18 protein-coding genes are annotated in these 20,773 nt (G+C 44.9%); 8 read left to right on the top strand and 10 right to left on the bottom strand.

Going from position 1 to position 20,773, the window contains the following annotated elements; all coding sequences use genetic code 11:
- Positions 1-536: 536 nt before the first annotated feature.
- Positions 537-1,238, bottom strand: coding sequence for a DNA glycosylase (locus PSBA01_RS02095; protein ID WP_228724620.1), 702 nt, complete (start codon positions 1,236-1,238; stop codon positions 537-539).
- A gap of 368 nt (positions 1,239-1,606) precedes the next feature.
- On the opposite strand from PSBA01_RS02095, the gene upp reads away from it, so the two are divergent.
- Positions 1,607-2,266: a uracil phosphoribosyltransferase gene (gene upp / locus PSBA01_RS02100; protein ID WP_058023728.1), complete on the top strand. Its 660-nt coding sequence runs from the start codon at positions 1,607-1,609 to the stop codon at positions 2,264-2,266.
- A gap of 73 nt (positions 2,267-2,339) precedes the next feature.
- The gene (locus PSBA01_RS02105) at positions 2,340-3,092 is read left to right on the top strand and encodes an SDR family NAD(P)-dependent oxidoreductase (RefSeq protein ID WP_186474926.1); all 753 of its coding nucleotides are present in this window, start codon (positions 2,340-2,342) and stop codon (positions 3,090-3,092) included.
- Between the two features lie 19 nt (positions 3,093-3,111).
- Here the strand turns inward: PSBA01_RS02105 and PSBA01_RS02110 are convergent, their stop codons facing one another.
- Positions 3,112-3,765, bottom strand: coding sequence for a hypothetical protein (locus PSBA01_RS02110; protein ID WP_186474927.1), 654 nt, complete (start codon positions 3,763-3,765; stop codon positions 3,112-3,114).
- A gap of 175 nt (positions 3,766-3,940) precedes the next feature.
- On the opposite strand from PSBA01_RS02110, the gene PSBA01_RS02115 reads away from it, so the two are divergent.
- Entirely contained in the window at positions 3,941-4,969 is a 1,029-nt protein-coding gene (locus PSBA01_RS02115) for an alpha/beta fold hydrolase (protein ID WP_186474928.1), read from the top strand.
- Here the strand turns inward: PSBA01_RS02115 and PSBA01_RS02120 are convergent.
- The 3 genes from PSBA01_RS02120 to tyrS are packed head-to-tail and all read right to left on the bottom strand — an operon-like array spanning position 4,966 to position 7,060.
- Positions 4,966-5,205 carry a DUF1653 domain-containing protein gene (locus tag PSBA01_RS02120; protein ID WP_186474929.1) on the bottom strand — a complete coding sequence of 80 codons (240 nt, stop codon included), beginning with the start codon at positions 5,203-5,205 and terminating at the stop codon, positions 4,966-4,968. The genes PSBA01_RS02115 and PSBA01_RS02120 overlap by 4 nt on opposite strands.
- Before the next feature lie 23 nt (positions 5,206-5,228).
- Positions 5,229-5,807, bottom strand: a complete 579-nt coding sequence (locus PSBA01_RS02125; protein WP_186474930.1) for a GNAT family N-acetyltransferase — start codon at positions 5,805-5,807, stop codon at positions 5,229-5,231.
- 38 nt (positions 5,808-5,845) lie between these two features.
- Positions 5,846-7,060: a tyrosine--tRNA ligase gene (gene tyrS, locus PSBA01_RS02130; RefSeq protein ID WP_186474931.1), complete on the bottom strand. Its 1,215-nt coding sequence runs from the start codon at positions 7,058-7,060 to the stop codon at positions 5,846-5,848.
- A gap of 143 nt (positions 7,061-7,203) precedes the next feature.
- On the opposite strand from tyrS, the gene PSBA01_RS02135 reads away from it, so the two are divergent.
- From PSBA01_RS02135 to PSBA01_RS02145, 3 genes are all read left to right on the top strand, one after another.
- Positions 7,204-8,595: an anhydro-N-acetylmuramic acid kinase gene (locus PSBA01_RS02135; RefSeq protein WP_186474932.1), complete on the top strand. Its 1,392-nt coding sequence runs from the start codon at positions 7,204-7,206 to the stop codon at positions 8,593-8,595.
- A 237-nt stretch (positions 8,596-8,832) separates the two neighbouring features.
- Positions 8,833-10,083: a beta-ketoacyl-ACP synthase II gene (gene fabF / locus PSBA01_RS02140; RefSeq protein WP_416383514.1), complete on the top strand. Its 1,251-nt coding sequence runs from the start codon at positions 8,833-8,835 to the stop codon at positions 10,081-10,083.
- Positions 10,084-10,251: 168 nt separating this feature from the next.
- Positions 10,252-11,037, top strand: a complete 786-nt coding sequence (locus tag PSBA01_RS02145) for a hypothetical protein (protein WP_186474933.1) — start codon at positions 10,252-10,254, stop codon at positions 11,035-11,037.
- A 109-nt stretch (positions 11,038-11,146) separates the two neighbouring features.
- On the opposite strand, the gene PSBA01_RS02150 is transcribed toward PSBA01_RS02145, so the two are convergent.
- Both PSBA01_RS02150 and PSBA01_RS02155 read right to left on the bottom strand, forming a co-directional pair.
- Complete coding sequence (locus tag PSBA01_RS02150; protein ID WP_186474934.1) at positions 11,147-12,964, bottom strand: aminopeptidase P family protein; 1,818 nt, start codon at positions 12,962-12,964, stop codon at positions 11,147-11,149.
- Between the two features lie 272 nt (positions 12,965-13,236).
- Positions 13,237-14,739: a peptide MFS transporter gene (locus PSBA01_RS02155; RefSeq protein WP_186475407.1), complete on the bottom strand. Its 1,503-nt coding sequence runs from the start codon at positions 14,737-14,739 to the stop codon at positions 13,237-13,239.
- Positions 14,740-15,134: 395 nt separating this feature from the next.
- Between PSBA01_RS02155 and PSBA01_RS02160 the strand changes: the two genes are divergently transcribed.
- Complete coding sequence (locus PSBA01_RS02160; protein WP_186474935.1) at positions 15,135-15,785, top strand: IS1595-like element ISPssp3 family transposase; 651 nt, start codon at positions 15,135-15,137, stop codon at positions 15,783-15,785.
- A 25-nt stretch (positions 15,786-15,810) separates the two neighbouring features.
- Here the strand turns inward: PSBA01_RS02160 and PSBA01_RS02165 are convergent, their stop codons facing one another.
- From PSBA01_RS02165 to PSBA01_RS02175, 3 genes are all read right to left on the bottom strand, one after another.
- Complete coding sequence (locus PSBA01_RS02165) at positions 15,811-16,263, bottom strand: hypothetical protein (RefSeq protein ID WP_186474936.1); 453 nt, start codon at positions 16,261-16,263, stop codon at positions 15,811-15,813.
- 184 nt (positions 16,264-16,447) lie between these two features.
- Positions 16,448-18,025 carry an apolipoprotein N-acyltransferase gene (lnt, locus tag PSBA01_RS02170; protein ID WP_186474937.1) on the bottom strand — a complete coding sequence of 526 codons (1,578 nt, stop codon included), beginning with the start codon at positions 18,023-18,025 and terminating at the stop codon, positions 16,448-16,450.
- 287 nt (positions 18,026-18,312) lie between these two features.
- Positions 18,313-19,212 (bottom strand): CBS domain-containing protein, encoded by a 900-nt coding sequence (locus PSBA01_RS02175; RefSeq protein WP_186474938.1) that lies wholly within the window; start codon positions 19,210-19,212, stop codon positions 18,313-18,315.
- Between the two features lie 263 nt (positions 19,213-19,475).
- Here PSBA01_RS02175 and PSBA01_RS02180 point away from each other — a divergent pair, with 263 nt between their 5' ends.
- Positions 19,476-20,771 (top strand): DUF4105 domain-containing protein, encoded by a 1,296-nt coding sequence (locus PSBA01_RS02180; RefSeq protein ID WP_186474939.1) that lies wholly within the window; start codon positions 19,476-19,478, stop codon positions 20,769-20,771.
- Positions 20,772-20,773: the final 2 nt, after the last annotated feature.

The raw sequence follows: 20,773 nt of genomic DNA on the forward strand, positions 1-20,773 counted from the left end.
AGTCGACCAACTTTATTTTTTAGCATTCTGAATCAGCAAAAATCCACACAAGTTGTTCTTTAGTTATGCTTTTAAATAGTTTCAATCACTGTCGTCCAGTCATCGATATATAGGGTATTACTTACGCTTTTCGCCTTCCCTGTTGCCGGTTAAGCTATCTAGCGAGCCGACTATCTTATCATAATGATTTGAATTGTCAAGACTTTTTATAATTTGTTTCGCCAGGTTAACTGGGTTATTAATATGTAATCTACACATCTCTCACTGCCAGTCCGTCTGATGAGGGCGTATTATAGAGGGTTTAATTTTTGTGTCAACCTGTTTTGTTGATGTTTTTGGAATTATTTTAGTGGAATATAAAATGGTAGTTTTTTCAATGGGTTGGAGTTGGTTATTTTTGATGCACTAGAGATGAGTAGATATGTGCCCTTGATTATGTTTTATCCTAGTAAAAATATTTAGTTCCAGTAGATAGATGCGTTTTACCACCTTTTAGCTTCATTCTATATTGGAACAGTCCTCTCTATAGTTATACTTTACAACTTACCCATCCTCTCAAAAAACGCTTGATACGCCGCGACTTTCTTATCCAACGATAAGGGATAGGCGCGTGAGGTCGATGGTAATCTATATAAGGTTAAGTCATTAACATCCATTTTTTTATTATCTGCATCCTGCCATTGATAAGGGTAATCCATACTTTGATTGGTTTTTGGATGTTTTGATTTGGCAATTGGCTTATCTAATAACCCAAGTAGCACTTCGGTCGCCTTGCCTCCTGTCGTGAATAATGTCGCTACCTTTGGCACTTGCGGCAAGATACTATCCAAATCAACTGGCGTCACCACGGTTAGGTTTTTATCCGAAGCATTGCCAGTCTCTCGAATAGCCTGCTTGACTGTCGGGCAAGAAGCGATGCCACGCTCGAACATAAAATTGCGTATGCGCTCAGGGTCAAAGCGCTTCTCATCGCCGACTCTAAAATAGTTAGCGTCATCAAAAAACACTCGGCCATAGATACGCCACATATCATTATAAAAATTGGGATAATGAAAGCTCATTGCCCATTTATCGCTAGTCGGCGGAAACGTACCCATCATCATGATAGTCGCATTTGGTGGTAAAACAGGCGCAAAAGGATGATTTTCAATTTCTCCTGATGAGCTCTCGGTTGCTACTATCTCGTTATTAGCCTTGTTATTAGCGTCTTCTTGGGTGTTTGATGGTGTTATAGTCATGATATTCTTCATCAGAAAAGCGGTTTTTTTGGTATCATAGCAAGCCTAGACACTACTGCACTTATGATAATTTTATACAGTCAAACTTAGTCGATTCAAATAGTGCGACAATATGACAATAATATAGTCGCTTAGCCTGAGCGGTTTAGGCTTGGCTGCCAATTGTGAGTGTCTAACTGATCACTTTTGGTGACATTACACTCTTATACAAGTAGCACGTTTATTTGATTTGCATGGTCATTGAGGTTTTTATTTTACTATCAATGAGACCAAACAGAGTTAAAGTGGGGTAAGTGTTTGTATCTTTTTATATTAATAGCAACCGCAATGACTGCGCACGCATCAGACAAAAAACCAAGAGAATACTTATGAGTGATTTAAACAACGATTTAAACATTACGGTCATTGATCATCCATTGGTCCGTCATAAACTCAGCCTCATGCGCGAAAAAGACTGTAGTACTTATAAATTTCGTACATTGACTAAAGAGCTTGCACGCTTGATGGCTTATGAAGCAAGCCGTGATTTTGAAATTGAGACCTTCCCAATGCAGGGCTGGTGTGGCGAAATCACGGGTGAGCAAATCATCGGTAAGACTGCGACTATCGTGCCGATTTTGCGTGCAGGTATTGGCATGCTTGATGGGGTGCTCGATCTGATCCCTACTGCTAAGATTTCTGTGGTCGGTTTGCAGCGTGATGAAGAAACGCTGCAGCCAGTACCATTCTTTGAAAAATTTGTCAGTCACATGGACAAGCGTCCTGCGCTAATCATTGATCCAATGCTAGCTACGGGTGGCTCAATGGTTGCGACCATCGAGATGCTAAAGAAAAATGGCTGTACTAATATCAAAGCATTGGTATTGGTGGCTGCACCTGAAGGCGTACGTTTGGTAAACGAAGCACATCCTGACGTAACTATCTATACCGCTGCGTTAGACAGCCATTTGGATGAGCACGGTTACATCATCCCAGGTCTAGGCGATGCGGGCGATAAAATCTTTGGTAAGCAGTTATCAAATAGATAAGTCTCATTAGGGTAAATAAAGCCGTCATCAAGGTTATGGCAACAGCAGACAACATCAATAATAAGGATAGATCATGAACGTATTGATTACAGGAGCGAGCGCGGGTTTTGGCAAAGCGTTGGCAGAGCGTTTGGTGGCTAATGGTCATCGCGTGATTGGTTGCGCTAGACGTATCGATAAGCTGAATGCTTTAGCAGAGATTTTAGGTGAGAACTTTTTACCTGTGGTGATGGATGTGAGTGATACGGATTCTATTCCGCAAATCGTTGCTGACTTGCCTGATGACTTTAAACACATTGATGTCTTGGTTAATAATGCAGGATTGGCGCTGGGTACAGAGCCTGCTCACAAAGCCAGTCTCGATGATTGGATGCAAATGGTCGATACCAATGTTAAAGGTCTAATGTCATTGACTCATGCAGTCTTGCCAGCGATGGTCGAGCGCGATAGCGGATATATCATCAATGTCGGCTCGATTGCTGGTAGCTGGCCATACTTTGGTGGCAATGTGTACGGCGCAACTAAAGCGTTTGTCAAACAGTTCAGCTTAAATTTACGTGCTGACCTTGTCGGTACGCAGGTGCGTGTGACCAATATCGAACCGGGCGTAGTCGCGGGTACTGAGTTTTCAAACGTGCGCTACCATGGTGATGACGATAAAGCAGCTAAAGTCTACGATGGCTTTAAGACCATGACAGGTGAAGATATCGGCGATATATTACTGTGGTTGATTGAGTCGCCTGCGCATATCAATGTCAATCGTTTGGAAGTGATGCCAGTCGCGCAAACCTATAACGGTCTAACGGTGGCTAAAAAAGACCGTTAAAAGCGCATCTATTTAACAATCAACGTAACTCGTAAGACCGAAGCAATATAGATGACTCTATATTGCTTTTTTTTATGTCCTCAATTGTTACCTCATTTACCAAGCGTAAGTCCTGAAAGTCCATAATCAATACTTCATTACGCAGGCGCTCGCTAGTGCGCTTATTATGACGTATGGGAAACCCTAATACTTGCTTACCGACGATGGTGATTTGATTAACGATTACCTTTGAATGAGAAACCTGATGAGTTGCCATTTTTTGTGCGTTAATGATTGCCGTGGCTGGATTGACGGTGGTGGTGAGTAGCTTTGTTTGTCGTACCACTTTTGGCATCTCTCCTGCAAAAAATAATACCTGACCTAATGGCATATATTGCGCATGGCGGGTCAGCTCTTGACGAAACAAAGCGGGCATTTCTACATTAAAACTGTCTTCTGTTTGTTGATAAAACGCGGTAAAGTTGCGATGCAAATACCGTCCGAATACTGTGGTATTGATCCATTCTTGATAAATATCGTTCGCCAGTAGTCGTTTGGTAAAAGTATTGGCATCTATCGTGACCTCATTATCCAACATCGACAATAAAAGCGCTTGTGGACTGGTAAATGTCTGCTGCTCCCAGACCTGTGGATACAAGCTACTATCCAATGACGACAATATCGATTTGCTCATACCCTTCTACCCTTATCAGTTATCGCTACTGCTTTTACCGTTAGCTAAATTCTATGCTATGGTCAGATGACTGCTTCAATATAACAGTCTTTTATTCGCGGTATGAATACGTTTGTAAAAATACATCTTGACCACTCAACCAAGATGGCTTGATAACCAAAAGTGATGTCATTCTATGAAAAACCTCCTTTTTTCTCTACCCGCATCATATCGATTACGAACAATCGATATAAAGACAGCTGATGGTACGGCGCTACCCATATCTGTCATTGGGAATGGTAAACCCATCATGATGATGCATGCTTATGGCATGGATGCGCGTGAGTTTTTACCTTTTATACTGCCACTGATTGGTAAATATGAATTTTACTTGCCACATTTTCGAGGTTTTGGTGCGGCAAAAAATATTGAGTTGACGCAGTTTGATTTCGTGCATCAGTATGCTGAGGATATTGATACAGTGATTGAGCACATCTGCCTGAGTCGTCACGTAGAGTCATTACCCATTGCCGCGATTTCGATGGGTGCGCTTGTGATGTGGTCATATTTTGAACGTTTTGGTACAGCCAGAGTCAGTCGCTATCTAAATATTGATCAAAGCCCTGTGATTCACAATCAACCAGATTGGCAAGGCGGATTGTTTGGGGATCGGCAAAAAGAGAGGTTTGCCGTGTTTCAAGAAATTGTCGATAGGACACTGCCGTACGCGCACGTTGAACACTTTACGCACTTGCCGTTTTCTCTCAAGCGCCGCGTGACCGATGTTGAAAGATTGTTTTCTTTACTGTCTGTCAGCCGTCCACGCTCAAAAGCTGTCGTACAAGCACTTACTCATCAAAACGATCATAAGCTGGCATTTTATAATCACCAAACATGGCAACACAAAATGCGCTGCCTGCAGGCGTATCTTGCCATACCTTATGATTTTCGGGCAGGTATAGAAAACGTCACCATCCCAGTGGTCAGTCTCATTGGTGGTCAATCAAAACTCTATGATCCCAATTGGCAGCAAGAAATCACACGTATGCTACCCAATGCTCGTGACGTCATCCTACCGCGCTCAGGACATGCCGTCCCTATGGATGAGCCGATTGGTTTTCATAAGGTGTTAAAGAAGTTTTGTGAGAATGATTTACGAGTCGCAACCAAAAAGCGACTTAGTAAAGTCGCTTTTTTAGGAGATGCTGCCAAGTTCATGAGTTAATCCACTAGGGGTTTTATCAGCTCAAATCTAGGCACTTCTGTGCCATCACGCATCACAGTTTCAGCAAACATCGACAGCGGTCGTACCCATACGCCGTACTCACCATAAAGACAACGATAAACGACTAAAGCTTCTTCGGTTTCGGAATGATGCGCGGTATGCAATACTTGGTAAAGATTGCCTTTATAGTGTCGGTAAATGCCTTGGGCTACCGAATTTTGATTTTTTTGAGACATAAACCACTCATTTATATTGATAATTAAAAGATGCTTTGTACTTTTGCTGCAAGCTTGGGTTTTATACCCGCCCATTCAGAATAGACCATACTATACATCACGGTATCTGAAATAACGCCGTCACGGCGTACTCGATTGCCACGAATCACACCATCCTTTTTGGCACCTAAGCGCTCGATGGCTTGTTGTGAGCGATGATTATCGACATCTGTACGCCAGCCTACGGTTTGATATTGTAGCGTTTCAAATATATAAGTGAGCAGTATGAGCTTACAGGTTGTGTTGACATGCGTGCGCCAGTAAGATTTGGCATACCAAGTATAGCCAATCTCTAATCTTTTGGTAGTCGGCAAAATGTCATGGAAGCTGGTTGAGCCAATCGCTTTACCAGTACGCTCATCAATGACGGCAAAAGCTTGCCTATCCGTCATTGAATCTGCAACATTAATATAATCCATGACCTTGTCTGGCTCAGGTATAGACGTCTCGTTTATCTGCCACAGCGCACCATCTTGGCAAGCCTCAATCAAGTCAGTAGCATGAGCGTGCGTTAATGGCTCAAGGATAATGCCATTACCCGATAAGGTAACCTGTTCTAGCATTTATCTCTCCTCAAGCCATTATTGATATGGGCAAGCGCTTAAGCAACCGTCACTTTTGCATAAGCCTTTTTACCAGCTTGAATCACAACTGTTTGACCTGAGGTTAAGCTAAAGCCAGCATTGACCACCTCACCATCGACTTTGACTGCATTACGCTTGATCATGTCTTTTGCCGCTGCACTATTTTTTGCTAAACCTGCTTGGTTTAATATCTGTGTGATAAACAAGGCCTCTTGACCCTCTTCAAGCGTCAATGTCACTTCTGGCAAATCAACGGGCAACTCACCATCTGCTAGGACATTGCCCGCTGATTTATGCGCGTTGGCAGCGGCATCCGCATCATGGAAACGCTCAATCAATTCTTCGGCTAGGATACGTTTGATTTCTTGTGGATTACGACCAGCTTCCATTTCCGCCATCAAGCCTTCGATTTCGTCCATTGGCTTAAAGCTCAAAAACTCAAAATAGCGTTGGATTAAGGTATCTGGCATCGACAGAATTTTTTGGTACATGGTGCCTGGTGCATCATAGATAGCAACATAGTTGCCGAGCGACTTAGACATTTTATTGACACCGTCCAAACCTTCTAAGATCGGCACCGTAATACACACTTGCGGCTCTTGACCATAACGGCCTTGCAACGTACGACCCATCAATAAGTTAAAGGTCTGATCTGTACCACCTAGCTCAACATCCGCTTTTAGGGCGATAGAATCATAGCCTTGTACCAATGGGTAGAGAAACTCATGAATTGAGATAGGTGTTTGCGATGCGTAACGTTTCGAGAAGTCATCGCGCTCAAGCATACGCGAGACCGTCTGCTGGCTCGCAAGCTGAATCATATCAGCGGCGCTCATGTCACTGAACCACTCAGAGTTGAAGACCACGCGGGTTTTTTCTTTGTCCAAGATTTTGAATACTTGCTCAGCGTAGGTCGTAGCATTGGCTTTGATTTGCTCATCAGTCAATGGCGGACGCGTGCTATTTTTACCAGAAGGGTCACCAATTTTAGCGGTGTAGTCACCGATTAGAAAATAAATCTCATGACCCAAATCTTGAAAATGCTTGAGTTTATTGATCAGTACCGTATGACCTAAATGCAAATCAGGCGCGGTAGGATCAAAGCCTGCCTTGATACGTAGCGGACGGTTGAGCTTTAGCTTAGCCACTAAGTCGTCTTCAGATAATATCTCTTGCGTACCGCGCTGAATTAGGGCCAGTTGTTCTTCTAGGGTGTAGGTTTGATCGGTCATGATGCTCTCTATATATCGCTTGAATTGGGATTTTTAGGAATATTGGTTACTGGCGCAACCCCTTATGACGTTTAGAAGCTCAAAGGGTTAGAAAAAATGCTAGAATTTGACGGATATACTAGCGTTTTTTAAGGTAAATTGCCATGACCAACCCCGCATCCATTGCTGACACTGAACACAATGCTATCGCCGACTTACTTATGAATAATGGTTTGGGTAATGGCTCAGACGATATTGATGATTTGACCGATGATAATTCGAACTATGCCACACTGACCGACGCGCTTGAGCAAACGGTGTTTGAAAGCTTCGATGATGGTTTATATATCGGCATGATGTCAGGCACCAGTTTGGACGGGATGGATGCGGTTATTTGTCAGTTTAATCATGACATGGGCGATAAAGAAACTACCAACAAAGAAAGCATCAGTGATGAAGGCAGCAGCCAACCACCAATGCAGCTGCTGGCGACGTATAGTCAAGATTTTCCACCACGATTGCGTGAGGTCCTACTGGCATTATGTCAGCCCAATGGTGTGAATCAACTCGTACCAGAGGCCGATGAGCCAACTAGCGAGCTTGACTGGTTTGGTTGGGCAAGCCGCGAATATGCGGAATTTGCCAGCGAAGTAGTCAATACCTTATTACAGCAAGCAGATATCGATGCTGAATCAGTACTGGCGATTGGCTGTCATGGGCAAACGGTACGCCATCGTCCGCAGATGGGTTTTAGCTTGCAATTGGTCGATGCCAATATCATCGCTGAGCGTACTGGTATTAGCGTTGTCAGTGATTTTCGCCGCCGTGACATGGCAGTTGGTGGTCAAGGTGCGCCTTTGGTGCCTGCCTTCCACCAAGCACTGTTTGGCACATCCGATAACACACGCGTGATATTAAATTTGGGCGGTATTGCTAATATAACCGTCTTGCCTGCTGATGGAAAAGATCAGGTTGTTGGCTACGATACGGGACCTGCCAATTTATTGTTGGATACGTGGACAGCGTTGCATACAGATAACTCTTATGACGCAGGTGGCGCTTGGGCGCAGTCTGGGAAAATTATCGAGCCGCTACTCGATCAGCTGTTGGCACATCCGTTCTTTACTCAGCCTCATCCAAAAAGCACTGGCCGCGAAGATTTCAACTTAGCTTGGCTACAAGATGAGCTACAAACATTCGATCAGGCTTCTGTCTATACCCGCTACTCATCTGCAGATGTACAAGCCACTTTGACTGAGCTAACTGCCATCAGTGCAAGCGCGCAGATCAATAATTTTATAACTACTGATAAAAATAGCTCGGTGTCTGTCTGCGGTGGCGGTGCATTAAATGACTATTTGATGACGCGTCTGCAAGCCCATCTACCCTACTCTACAGTGATGACCACAGATCATTTAGGGCTGGCACCAACATGGGTAGAGTCAGTCGCTTTTGCATGGTTAGCCCGACAAACATTGATGGGTGAAACTGGTAATCTACCCGCTGTAACTGGTGCCAATAAAGGCGTGGTATTGGGGCAAGTTTGCTTTGCCTGACCAGTTAGATTTTAGTTTACATACGTGCACCAATGTGTTTTATAATAACTTTAAAAACGCCATCCTCTTAGGACCCGTAAGTATAGGACATATCGCATGAGCCAACACAGCACTTCACCTATCGACCAAGCCACCAATGATGACACAAATAATATGACCGCAGCTCCTGTATACAAATCGCGTCAAAAACCCCCTCATTATGAGCGCTCTGATGATACGCGTGTGGTGGTGACTGGTATGGGTGCCATCACCCCGCTTGGTCTAGACGTGGATAGCTCATGGACCAAATTGCTCAATGGCGACAGCGGTATCTCACCGATCACCCATTTTGATGCGACTGGCTACCGCGCACAAATCGCAGGCGTGATCAAAGATTTCGATGCCAAACAATACATGAGCGCCAAAGATGCGCGCCGCTATGATGAGTTTATACATTACGGGATTGCAGCGTCTTCTATGGCATTGAAGAATGCAGGGTTTATCGATGAAGTCAGTGCCGCTGATGCACCTGTACAAGGGGTTGACCAAGATCGCTTTGGTATTATCTTGGGTTCAGGTATTGGTGGTATCCAAACCATCGAAAACAGCCGAGATACCCTACGTGAAAAAGGCGCAGCCAAAGTATCACCTTTCATTATCCCAGGATCTATTGTCAATATGGCAGCAGGGTTGGTCGCGATTAAACACAATTTAAAAGGGCCAAATTTTGCGACATCAACGGCTTGTACCACTGCGACTCATGCCATGGGTTTGGCAGCGCGTTTGATCGCCTACGGTGATGCCGATGTCATGTTGGCTGGTGGTAGTGAAAAAGGCTCAAGCCCGCTTGGTATAGCAGGCTTTAGTGCCATGCATGCCCTCTCCACACGTAACGATGAGCCAACCAAAGCATCACGTCCGTTTGATAAAGGCCGTGACGGTTTTGTATTGGGTGACGGTGCTGGCATGGTCGTCTTAGAAAGCCTTGCTCACGCCAAAGCGCGCGGTGCCACCATACTGGCAGAGCTGGTCGGGTTTGGCATGAGCGATGACGCGAATCATATTACCGCACCACCAGAAGATGGTAGCGGCGCTGCAAAAGCCATGCGCAATGCCCTCAATGATGCTGGGATTGAACCCGCAAGCGTCGGTTATGTCAATGCGCACGGTACCAGTACACCTGCAGGTGATGTCGCTGAATCAATTGCTATCGAAACCGTATTTTCGCCAGTGAAAGACAGCATTTTGGTGAGCTCAACCAAATCTATGACAGGACACCTACTTGGTGCAGCGGGCGGCGTGGAAGCCATATTTACGGTGCTTGCCCTACAGCATCAGCACGTACCACCGACGATTAACCTAGAAGAGGTTGAGGACAACTGCAATCTCGACTATGTGGCCAACCAATCACGTAAGGTCGATAACCTGCAATATGCTGTATCCAACAGCTTCGGCTTTGGCGGTACCAATGGATCCTTGATATTTGCACGCTGGCCTGTCAATCAATAACTCGTAGCCAAAAGCCTATCGTGCGATACGATACCGCTTTATCGTATGATCACTTTGTCGCTTCGCCACTTTGCCACGTTGTAACGTTGGTGTCAGTTTGGCTACGTTTGTCCACTTGCAGCCCCTTATCGTACTTGCGTATGATAAGGGGTAATTTTTGGAACATTTATGGAAGATACCATGTCAAGCTACTCATTTTCCCATCAGTTTTATCAGCATTGGACGTGTGCACCTGAGACCGTACGCGCAGCCATTACCCAAGAGCTAAAAGACATCACGACCCTATTACAAGCAGAGACTGTATTTGAGAGCTTTGAGTTCAATACACATGATTTGGATGCGTATGTGGATGAGCTGTATGACAACTATAATGCCAAGCAAGCCATTGCCAAAGCGATCATAGACAAACAAGAACAAGAACGCGCGGCGGCTGAAAAGCAGCAGTTGGAAGAAGCCCAGAAGAAAGAGGCCGAAGAGACGGCGCGCAAAGCAGAAGCAGCTCAAAAAGAACAAGAAAAAAATGAGGAGCTGGCTGCAAATAAAACCCATAATAAAAAAGACAATCTAACCGAACAAGAGGCTGTAGACGATGCGGTGGATCACCTAAAAACTGAGAAGGTCAGCACGGGCGCAGCAAGTGGTGAGAATAACAACAGCACTGACAGTCAGACGATTAGCAAACAGGCTGCTACCCTGAGTGATAAACCCATCAAAAATATACCAGACAACGCCAATACCACGATCAACTTGGTACTAGAAGACAGTGAGCTGGATGCGACGGATCAGACACTGATTCGTGAGCTTGAAAACCAAATCGACGACTACTTGAGTGAGCAAATGATGCTCATGTCTGAAAACCTAAAATCTTGGCTACGTGCCGAGATGACACAGCATTTCAGTGAGCAAAATACGTCAGCTACCACTGAAAACGCGCCTAAGAAAAATATTCACTAATGGCAACAATTTCTATTTTCTAAAAAGCCTTGCAGCACAAACATTAAAAAGCCCCGTAAATTATTTACGGGGCTTTTTAGTACTTTTAGTTAATGTTTTGATCTTGGTATTAAATGGCTTTGGTACGTTCAGTCAACCACTCAAGGGCGGCACCTTCTACGCGATCATTTAACTCTGCATAGACTTGACTGTGATAGCTATTTAACCAATCGATCTCGACTTGATCCAGTAGTGATGGCTCAATCAGACGCGTGTCGATTGGGCAATAAGTGATGGTTTCGAAGTGTAAGAATTGACCAAATTCTGTCTCAGTAGGATTGGCAACTGGTGTATTCACAACCAAGTTTTCGATACGGATGCCCCACTTACCCTCACGGTATAGACCTGGCTCATTGCTTGAGATCATACCGACTTTCATCGCACGCTCTTTTGGTGTGCTCGCGCTATAAGCAATGACTTGTGGGCCTTCATGCACATTTAAGAAATAACCAACACCGTGACCAGTACCATGACCATAGTCCATCTGAGCTTGCCACAATGGGGCGCGGCAAATCGCATCAATTAATGGAGAGGCGATACCATCAGGGAAATGGGCATGAGCGAGTGCAATATGGGCTTTGAGTACGGTCGTAAAGTCACGTTTGTGCTCAGCGGTAACTTGGCCAATACCGACCACGCGAGTGATATCTGTCGTACCGTTTTGGTACTGAGCACCTGAGTCAATGAGTAGTAAACCACCTTCACCCTCAGCCACATCAAGATAACTGAATTTCTCTGGCGTCGCGCGGTAATGTGGCAATGCCCCATTTTCATTGAAACCTGCGATAGTTGGAAAGCTTGGCGATACATAATGCGGCTGACGGCTACGCACCTCTATCAGCATACTATCTACATCCAGCTCACTCAGGCGCTCGCCTGCTGCTAGACGCTGTTCAAACTCAGAAAAGAACGCTGCTAAAGCCGCACCGTCTTGACGCATGGCCTCACGCACATGATCGATATCTGAGTCAGACTTGACAGACTTGAGCAGTGTGCTTGGTGCCATTTGCTCAATAAAGCCAATATTGTCTGCCATTTTGGAGAGTGTCCCAACGGCAACTTTATTTGGGTCTAACAGCAATAGATCTTCTGGTGTTAATGAACTCAATGCATCTTGTACAGCAGAGTAATCAGCCAATGTGATACCGCTATCTTTTAGACTTTGTACAATATCTTCGCACGCTTTATCAGTATCAACAAACAATGTTGCGCTGTCTGCATCAATCAGCATATGTGCTAAGAACACTGGGTTGTAATCAACATCAGCACCGCGCAAGTTCGTCAGCCAAGCGATGTCATCTAAGCTTGAGAGCAGATGATGGGTTGCGCCAGCATCCTTCATACCTGCGCGTACTGCTGCAAGCTTTGAGGTCGCAGACTGCGCAACAAACTGCTCATCATGTGCATACAATTTGGCATCTGGCAGCGCAGGACGATCTGTCCAAACGCTCGTCAATACGTCACGTTCAGTGATCAAGGTAATATCATTGGCATCAAATGCACTCAATAGTCGATCTTGCTCAGCGATAGAGAGCACATTACCGTCTATGGCGACGCTATCGCCCTCTTGCAAATGATCGGCCAGCCAGTCGATATGGTTTGGCTGACCAGGTGCCAACTTCTCCAACGTGATACCCGTACCCTCTAGCTGCTCAGCGGCATGTACCCAATAACGACTATCCGTCCATAGACCGGCAAAATCAGCCGTCACAACCAAAGTGCCTACTGAACCTGTAAATCCTGATAGCCACTGACGGGTTTGCCAATACTCTGGCAAATACTCAGACAGATGTGGATCAGCAGAGGGCACGATAATCGCCGTGAGATCTTGAGCCACTAGTGTTTTGCGTAGCGTATCGATACGCGCTTGGATAATTTGTTTATTCATTGAATGTGTCCTTATTTATTTTAGATAAATTATTTAGAAATCGAGAGGTGAGTAGCAACTATGAATAGTCGTCTTATTAGATGCTGCTTGATAGTATTGCAGTAGAACATAACTAGATGTTTGGGCAGAATGTAGGCTTTCAATAGCCTAAAAAATATCTCACTGATTGAAATAATAAAACGTGCTGCCAGTTATGGTAACACGTCTTATCATGAGTTATGGACTGATTCTAAGGGCATGATAGAGGATTTGCATACACCAGTTATCTGTCTTTATTGGCGTACCTCGTCAGCGTGCTCGCTTTTTTGCAGCATATTATTGATAGGCTTAGCCAATACCAACAGTATCACGGCAGAGACTACCAAGAAAATCGTCATAGTGGTAAATAAAGTCGGCAAACCTTCGATTTTGTCCGCTGAAACATGACCACCAAAGAATGCCGCAACCAAATTACCCATCGCAATAGAAGCAAAGAAAAGCCCCATCATCTGACCTTGCATGCCTTTTGGCGCAAGCTTGGTCATTGATGACAGACCTACCGGGCTAAGCGCAAGCTCACCAAGAGTCAATAACAGCAGACTTCCTACCAACCATAAGGGCGACGCTAAACCAGCACCAGGCACTAAGATGCTTTTTGAGGCAAAAATCATCAAGGCAAAACCAGCGGCGGCAAGTAGCATACCAAGTGCAAATTTCGCCATACTGCTCGGCTCAAGGCCTCTGTTTCCTAGCTTGACCCAAATGATACTAACGATCGGTGCCAATATTAAGATAAATAGTGGGTTTAGTGACTGAAACCAAATACTTGGTATCTCAAACCCCATAATATTCAGGTCTGTATAACGATCGGCAAATAGGTTAAAAGAGGTTGGCTGCTGCTCAAAACTTGACCAAAATAGCGTAGAACCAATGATTAAAATAAAACAAATCAATAAGCGCAGTTTGTCCGTCTTATCCAATCGCGGTGAAATAAACATAATGGCAAAGTAAAGGATGACAACGGCTGCAATGATATAGGTCATATACTCCGCCACCATCTCAGGATTGAATGACACCATACCCGTAGAGATTAACAGCACCGCAGCGACCAACAATGCCACAAAACCACCTACCCAACGGCCAATGTTTTTGTACTGATCATTGGATTGCTCCCACTCAGCATCGACACCTTTGGCCTGCGCATAACGCGTCAAGTTCTTGCGGGCGATAAAGCGGTAGGTAAGCAAGGATACGAGCATCCCTAAACCACCAACGCCAAAGCCGACATGCCACATGCCTTTTTCTTTGAATACGCCAACGATGAGCGCCGCCAATAGCGCGCCAATATTGATACCCATATAAAATAAGGTAAAACCGCCATCACGGCGAGCGTCACCCTTAGGATACAAAGCGCCAACCATCACTGAGATACAGGTTTTGAACAGTCCTGAACCCAAGACAATACAGATCAAACCGACAAAAAACAGCGTCATACCAAACATGGCAGAAAGCGCAATACATAAGTGACCAAGGGCAATCACAATACTGCCCCACCACAGGGCACGCTCTTGACCCAGCCAGTTATCTGCTAGCCAACCGCCCGGTACGGCTGCCAAATATAAGGAACCGGCAAAAATACCATAGATAGCAGACGCCGTGACTTCATCGAACCCAAAACCACCACTGCTCACAGTTGCCACCATAAATAGCACGAGTAGCGGGCGGATACTGTAGTAAGAGAAACGCTCCCACATCTCAGTAAAAAACAACGAGCGTAATGGCGCAGGATGACCCATAAAGCCATTGTCTAGTGCTTGCAGCTCAGCCGCACTAGCTTCTGATTTTGATTGTGTACTCACAACTTTATTCCTTTAAAGGTTATTTTGGTAATGACCAAATGCCTAATTATTCCGATAAGCGGTCATATAGGCGGAACATTGTTTCACTTGGTTATACCCAAGTAAAGAAAAAGTTGGCTAAAAATTACACAAATACCCACAAAAAAGCTCGCTCTCAATCGCTGAGAACGAGCTTTTTTGTGGTCTTCAATGCAGTCCTATCGTATTGATATTACTGCTAGTAGAGACTTTGATAACCACTCATTTAAGAGTCGTTTTTTGCTATATAAACAATAAATTGCAATGTCAAAAAGGGGCTGTCCTAGATAAGTAAAATTATTTAGGATAGCACTATGAGAAAGAGTAAACTAAGTTGGTATAAACAAAACAGACTCATCGAGTTATTTGTTGCTGGTTCTACCGCGAGAACAGCAGCAAGCCTAATTGGTGTTAATAAAACCACAGCCAGTTATTACTTTCATAGGCTGCGAGTGCTTATTTACGAGAATAGTCAAGACCCTGGTCTATTTGAAGGCGAAATCGAAGTAGACGAATCATACTTTGGTGGAACTCGTAAAGGCAAGCGAGGGCGAGGTGCTGGTAGCAAAGTGCCCGTGTTTGGCCTATTAAAGCGTAATGGCAAGGTTTACGCTTGTATTATACCCAATGCTAAAGCAGATACTTTGATCCCCATCATAAGAGAAAAAGTTAAGCCTGATAGCATTGTTTATACTGACTCATTTAAAAGCTATAACGCATTAGATGTCAGTGAGTTTACTCATTATCGTATCAACCACTCCAAAACCTTTGTTAATGATAAGAATCATATTAATGGTATAGAGAACTTTTGGAACCAAGCTAAACGGCATCTACGTAAGTTTAACGGGGTTCCAAAAGAGCATTTTCACCTCTATTTAAAGGAATGTGAGAGGCGTTTTAATCACAGTGACCCAAAGTCGCAATTACTACAATTAAAACAATGGGTTAAACAGGGTTTGAACTAGTTATCTAGGACAGCCCCGTCAAAAATTACTGCGCTACTGCTGTGTCATCAGCGGCGGTGCCAGCATCCCCAGCATCTAAGTCACCATCCGCTTGCTCAGCAGTTAAATCAGCATCGGCAACTGCCGCTTGGCTTACTGTACCAGAAGCGGTCGCTGTACCTGCTTCTGCGGTCACAACTGCACTATCCGCCGCATCAGGTGCTGGCGTCACAGTGGCATCTGCGGGTGCATCGGGCGCCGCGGCTTCTGCGGTTGCAACATCCGTATCTGCTTCAATAGCCGTGTCTTCAGTCGCCACGACTTCTGCCTCATCAGCCGCTTCTGATGCTTCCGTTGGCGTCGCCGTGATGTGCTCGCCTGCTGGACGCAAAAACGCAGAAATACCAATAAGTAAGACAATGCCTAAAAACAAGGCAATGCCGCCTAAAGCATATAACAGCTCTTTTTTTGGATTGTTATTGACGATACCTTCTGACATACCTTATCCACCTTGCACAAAATATTTGAAATATTGACCTATTATATCGTAATTTATACCGTTTTGTGAAAACCCTTAAGTATTTAAAGGGATTATTATCGACAATTTTATATCAGCTTTTGGTATTATCGACACCTACTTACCTAACCGACGAGCATGGTCTTGCAACCTTTAATCAATATGCCTATGACTTACCCAAGCGCACTGACGTTTTTGAGCGTTTGCCCAAATAGCTCAATACCAATAACAGTGCCATGATAAATAAAATAGGATATTGACCAAATCGCATAAACGGCGTATTACCAACGCGCGCCTGTATATTACCGCGTAGTACGGTGCGCTCAAACTGCGGAGCACGCGCTACGATGCGACCTTTATGGTCGATGATAGCTGTCACCCCCGTGTTGGTCGCACGCATAAACCAGCGACCATTTTCGAGCGCGCGCATCTGTACCATCTGTAGATGCTGTAGCGGGCCTGCCGACGTACCGAACCACGCATCGTTTGAGATGGTCAATAAAAAGTCTGTACCAATCGCGTTTTTGCGTGTGGTATCTGGATACGCCACTTCATAGCAGATAGCCGCGCCCAAATTATGACCGCGCACTCGTAGCGGTGACTGATGATCACTACCGCGGCTATAGCTCATGATATCTTGGCTACCTGCCAGATTTGGCAGGATATCAAGCACCCCTTCAAATGGAATGTATTCACCAAAGGGTACCAGACGCTGTTTTTTATACAAGCCATCTGCCTGAGCCCCTAGCGCCACCACACTATTATAAAACGGCGCATATTTATCTTTACTGGCATCAAACGCGGCTTCGTCCTTATAAGGGATGCCCGTCACCCATGCCGTGTCCGTCTCTTTGGCCATTTTGACCATTTCATTGATAAAACCAACCGCTTCTGTCTGAAACATCGGAATCGATGACTCAGGCCACAGCACAATGTCACGCCCCCACTCATCGCGAGTCAAGGTTGCGTAGATTTTTAGGGTTTCTATTTGATACTCAGTAAGCCATTTTAGATCTTGCGGGATATTGCCTTGAATCAAAGACACTGATAGATCAGGCGTGCCTTTTGGTTTGGTCCACTGCGGATTGATCAACCATAGCGAGCAGCTAACAACCAGCAAAGCTATCGACGGAATCATATAGCCTGCGCGGCGACGTAGTAGCTCAACGACGCTGGCTCCCAATAATACCGCCACAAAAGAAACCGCGAAAACACCCGCAACAGGCGCCAAGGATGACAACCAATATTGCTCAGTAAATGCATAACCGACGAATAGCCAAGGGAAGCCGGTGAATAGCCACGTTTTCATCCACTCTTGGAGTACCCAAAGCGCAGCAAAAGATAATGGCTGTTTGCCAACCACTCGATTAAAAATCAGCGCCAAAAAGCCATGGAACAACCCCATGCCGAGACCCATCAGCGCAATCATAATCAGCGCAAGCCATACGGGCGTCGAACCATAGACATGGATAGATGTGTACAGCCAAAACGCACCCACACACCAAAGCCCCGTACCGTATGCCTGACCAATTAGAAAGGCGCGGCGACCTGTCATATCCGGCATCAACAACGCATATAAAATGGCAGGTGATACTAATGCAACTGGCCAAATACCATAAGGTGCCAGTGCAAGTATAAAAGCGCCTCCTGCCAGCAAAGCTATTATTACCGTCAGTCCCAGATGTAAGCCTTTTGGCTGTTCAGGGTTCAGGCGTTTTTGTAAATCAACAGTAGACAGACGCATAGCAGTTATCCAAAACCATATTTTCAAAATTTTACAGCTCAGCACTGAGACAAAACCCAAGCAAAAACTGACTGCATAATGCTTTATGCAGGACCATAAATAAAATCCACCCATGATACCAGTCAAAACCCATCAGTGGGTAAATTTGCGTCGCGAAAGTCTCATACCAAAATGCAAAAGGCAGAAAGCAAAAAACACGATGGTTCATCGTGTTTTTCAATTTACTCATAAATTTGATTGAGTACTAAGTTCATACTCCGTTGCTGCGTCATGTCATGATAAGAAGGTTAATGGCTGCCTATCAATATCTGCTGGTCCCCATTGGTTTTGGTCAGCTCTAGATTTTGGATAAAGCGCCCTTCCACATCAGTGATGGTGATTTGCCAATCATCTATCACCACGCTCTCACCCTCTAAATCACCAACGAAACCGAGCGCTTGCATGACCAGACCGCCCATCGTGTCGACATCGGTATCATCAAAACGACTGCCAAGCTCCTCATTACAGTCTTCAATCACCGTGGATGCTTGGACACGCCATGTGTTTGGCTTTTCAGGATCAGGGACGATATTATTAATATCGCTGTCTTCATCAAAGTCATCATGCTCATCAACGATGTCACCAACGATTTCCTCTAACAAGTCTTCCATGGTAACGACACCACCAAAGTTGCCAAACTCATCAACGACGATCGCCATATGCACTTGCGTGCGCTGCAATGAGCGCAGCAGAGTATCTGAACGAGCTGTTTCACTGATATATAATGGCTGGCGCACCAAGTCTTTTAGACGTTTGCTATCGATTTTGTCTTCTTGATTGCGTACCATGTGCACCAGAATAGGAATCAAATCTTTTGCCAATAGGATGCCAATAACGGCATCATCATCTTGACTATCAAAAACAGGATAGCGCGAGTGCGTCGTATCAAGAATGATGTCCATCACTTCAGGGAGACTGGTGCTTTCGTGCAGACCAATCACTTGTGGCCTTGGTGTCATGATTTCGCGCACTTGTGTCGCCGGCAGATCGAGCACGCCTTCTAACATATCGACCGTATCGGGCTCTAAAAACTGGCGCGAGTCTTGTACCAGACGAATCAATTCATCACGGGTTTCGGGGGCGGTCGATAGCCAGCGTTTTAAGCCGCGCATCGACCAACTACTCGGGCTGGGAGTGTCGTCAGACATGGTGGTGTGATTTAACCTCTTTAGTTAATGGCAATTAGAATAACCGTTCATAAAATAAGTAGAGCCTAGATGGGGACAAAAGCGCCAAATAAAACAGCGAGCTTATCATTATCTGTGTAGCAAACAACAGACATACCAGCACAATTTAGCTTCACTTTATCGCAAGCCTCACCGACATTCAACGACAAATTCACTCAAATTGTATTGTCAGTGTGTTATAAACTTTGCTATGGTCAAAGCCATTATTTATCAAAACAAACCTTATGTCGCTACGCTCCGTTTTTTACCGCTTATTATCGTCGCGTTCACGCAGCCAGCTTGCAGATAGCCATTCTGTCAGTCGCGATTTGGACAACAGATCAGCAGATAACAAACCACCAAGACCGACATGGCGACATCGTCTTGTTATTTTTTTGATTGCTATCACAATATTGCTATCAGCAATATGGTTGCTATTAGCGATTTGGTATCAGTACGGGATAAGCTCTGTACTCACTTGGCTTGCAACACTCATCATCGTGGGTATATTAGCTGCGCTGCTAAGTATGCGTTATTGGCATACAGTCACAAAGATACTGCTCAGTGTCTCATTGTCTAATAAAAAATCAATTCATAAAAACACAGCGACTAGATACCTCATTGGCTTATATGGAGCAACTTGGCTCATAGGTCTAGGCTGGTTTTTTTCTATCGAACCCCAGAAAAATCGCGACTGGATGGCTGAGGTCGAGCAGCAAGTGGCTTATGAGCGCGATGCAACCAACCCTGATTTGATTACCTTAACCAATGTCCGTAATTTTGATTGGCGCACAGACAAGGACGCCACAGAGCATTGGGAGACGCGCACGATTGATTTATCTAAACTCTCTGGCGTTGATGTAACCAACTCTTATTGGATGGGGCCACTGATTGCTCATACTTTGGTCAGTTTTCGCTTTGAAGACGATAGACCACTTGCCTTCTCATTTGAGATTCGTAAAGAGCAAGGCGAGGCATTTTCGGCACTGGCTGGTTTTTTTAGACGGTATGAGCTGAGTCTGATTGCCGCCGAAGAGCGCGATATTATCTATACGCGTAGCAACGCGCGCGGTGAGCAAGTCTATCTGTTTCCTATCAGCAATTTGCAGCAACATGAGGTGAGATCGTTGTTTGAATCTTACCTAACGGCAATGGATGAGCTGAATACCAAGCCTGCTTGGTACAACACGTTGACGAGTAACTGTACTAATATTATCTTTTATATGGCGCGTATCGTTAGTGGTGATCGCCTGCCGTGGGATTATCGAATTTGGGTCTCTGGTTGGCTACCAAACTATCTATATGATGTTGGCATGCTGGATGCTGTGCCTGAAAAACAAAACCAGCCTTGGTCGATGGATACGTGGTATGAGCGCACCCATATCAATCCAAAATCTATGGGCTTCAATAACCTACACTCTATTGCCAATAGCCGTCAGTTCTCTCGGCAAATTCGTCAAGATATTCCGACACCACCATTGGCTGACTCTCAAGCTAGCGCTGAAGCAAAAGCCAAATCGACTGCACAGGCATCTCATTAGCG

Source organism: Psychrobacter sp. KCTC 72983 (assembly GCF_014280455.1).
GTDB classification, from domain to species: domain Bacteria; phylum Pseudomonadota; class Gammaproteobacteria; order Pseudomonadales; family Moraxellaceae; genus Psychrobacter; species Psychrobacter pacificensis.

Excerpts from the sequence above, each read along its gene's own strand:
- PSBA01_RS02095 (WP_228724620.1), bottom strand. The coding sequence starts at position 1,238 with ATGACTATAACACCATCAAACACCCAAGAAGACGCTAATAACAAGGCT.
- upp (WP_058023728.1), top strand. The coding sequence starts at position 1,607 with ATGAGTGATTTAAACAACGATTTAAACATTACGGTCATTGATCATCCA.
- PSBA01_RS02105 (WP_186474926.1), top strand. The coding sequence starts at position 2,340 with ATGAACGTATTGATTACAGGAGCGAGCGCGGGTTTTGGCAAAGCGTTG.
- PSBA01_RS02110 (WP_186474927.1), bottom strand. The coding sequence starts at position 3,765 with ATGAGCAAATCGATATTGTCGTCATTGGATAGTAGCTTGTATCCACAG.
- PSBA01_RS02115 (WP_186474928.1), top strand. The coding sequence starts at position 3,941 with ATGAAAAACCTCCTTTTTTCTCTACCCGCATCATATCGATTACGAACA.
- PSBA01_RS02120 (WP_186474929.1), bottom strand. The coding sequence starts at position 5,205 with ATGTCTCAAAAAAATCAAAATTCGGTAGCCCAAGGCATTTACCGACAC.
- PSBA01_RS02125 (WP_186474930.1), bottom strand. The coding sequence starts at position 5,807 with ATGCTAGAACAGGTTACCTTATCGGGTAATGGCATTATCCTTGAGCCA.
- tyrS (WP_186474931.1), bottom strand. The coding sequence starts at position 7,060 with ATGACCGATCAAACCTACACCCTAGAAGAACAACTGGCCCTAATTCAG.
- PSBA01_RS02135 (WP_186474932.1), top strand. The coding sequence starts at position 7,204 with ATGACCAACCCCGCATCCATTGCTGACACTGAACACAATGCTATCGCC.
- fabF (WP_416383514.1), top strand. The coding sequence starts at position 8,833 with ATGGGTGCCATCACCCCGCTTGGTCTAGACGTGGATAGCTCATGGACC.
- PSBA01_RS02145 (WP_186474933.1), top strand. The coding sequence starts at position 10,252 with ATGGAAGATACCATGTCAAGCTACTCATTTTCCCATCAGTTTTATCAG.
- PSBA01_RS02150 (WP_186474934.1), bottom strand. The coding sequence starts at position 12,964 with ATGAATAAACAAATTATCCAAGCGCGTATCGATACGCTACGCAAAACA.
- PSBA01_RS02155 (WP_186475407.1), bottom strand. The coding sequence starts at position 14,739 with ATGGGTCATCCTGCGCCATTACGCTCGTTGTTTTTTACTGAGATGTGG.
- PSBA01_RS02160 (WP_186474935.1), top strand. The coding sequence starts at position 15,135 with ATGAGAAAGAGTAAACTAAGTTGGTATAAACAAAACAGACTCATCGAG.
- PSBA01_RS02165 (WP_186474936.1), bottom strand. The coding sequence starts at position 16,263 with ATGTCAGAAGGTATCGTCAATAACAATCCAAAAAAAGAGCTGTTATAT.
- lnt (WP_186474937.1), bottom strand. The coding sequence starts at position 18,025 with ATGCGTCTGTCTACTGTTGATTTACAAAAACGCCTGAACCCTGAACAG.
- PSBA01_RS02175 (WP_186474938.1), bottom strand. The coding sequence starts at position 19,212 with ATGTCTGACGACACTCCCAGCCCGAGTAGTTGGTCGATGCGCGGCTTA.
- PSBA01_RS02180 (WP_186474939.1), top strand. The coding sequence starts at position 19,476 with ATGTCGCTACGCTCCGTTTTTTACCGCTTATTATCGTCGCGTTCACGC.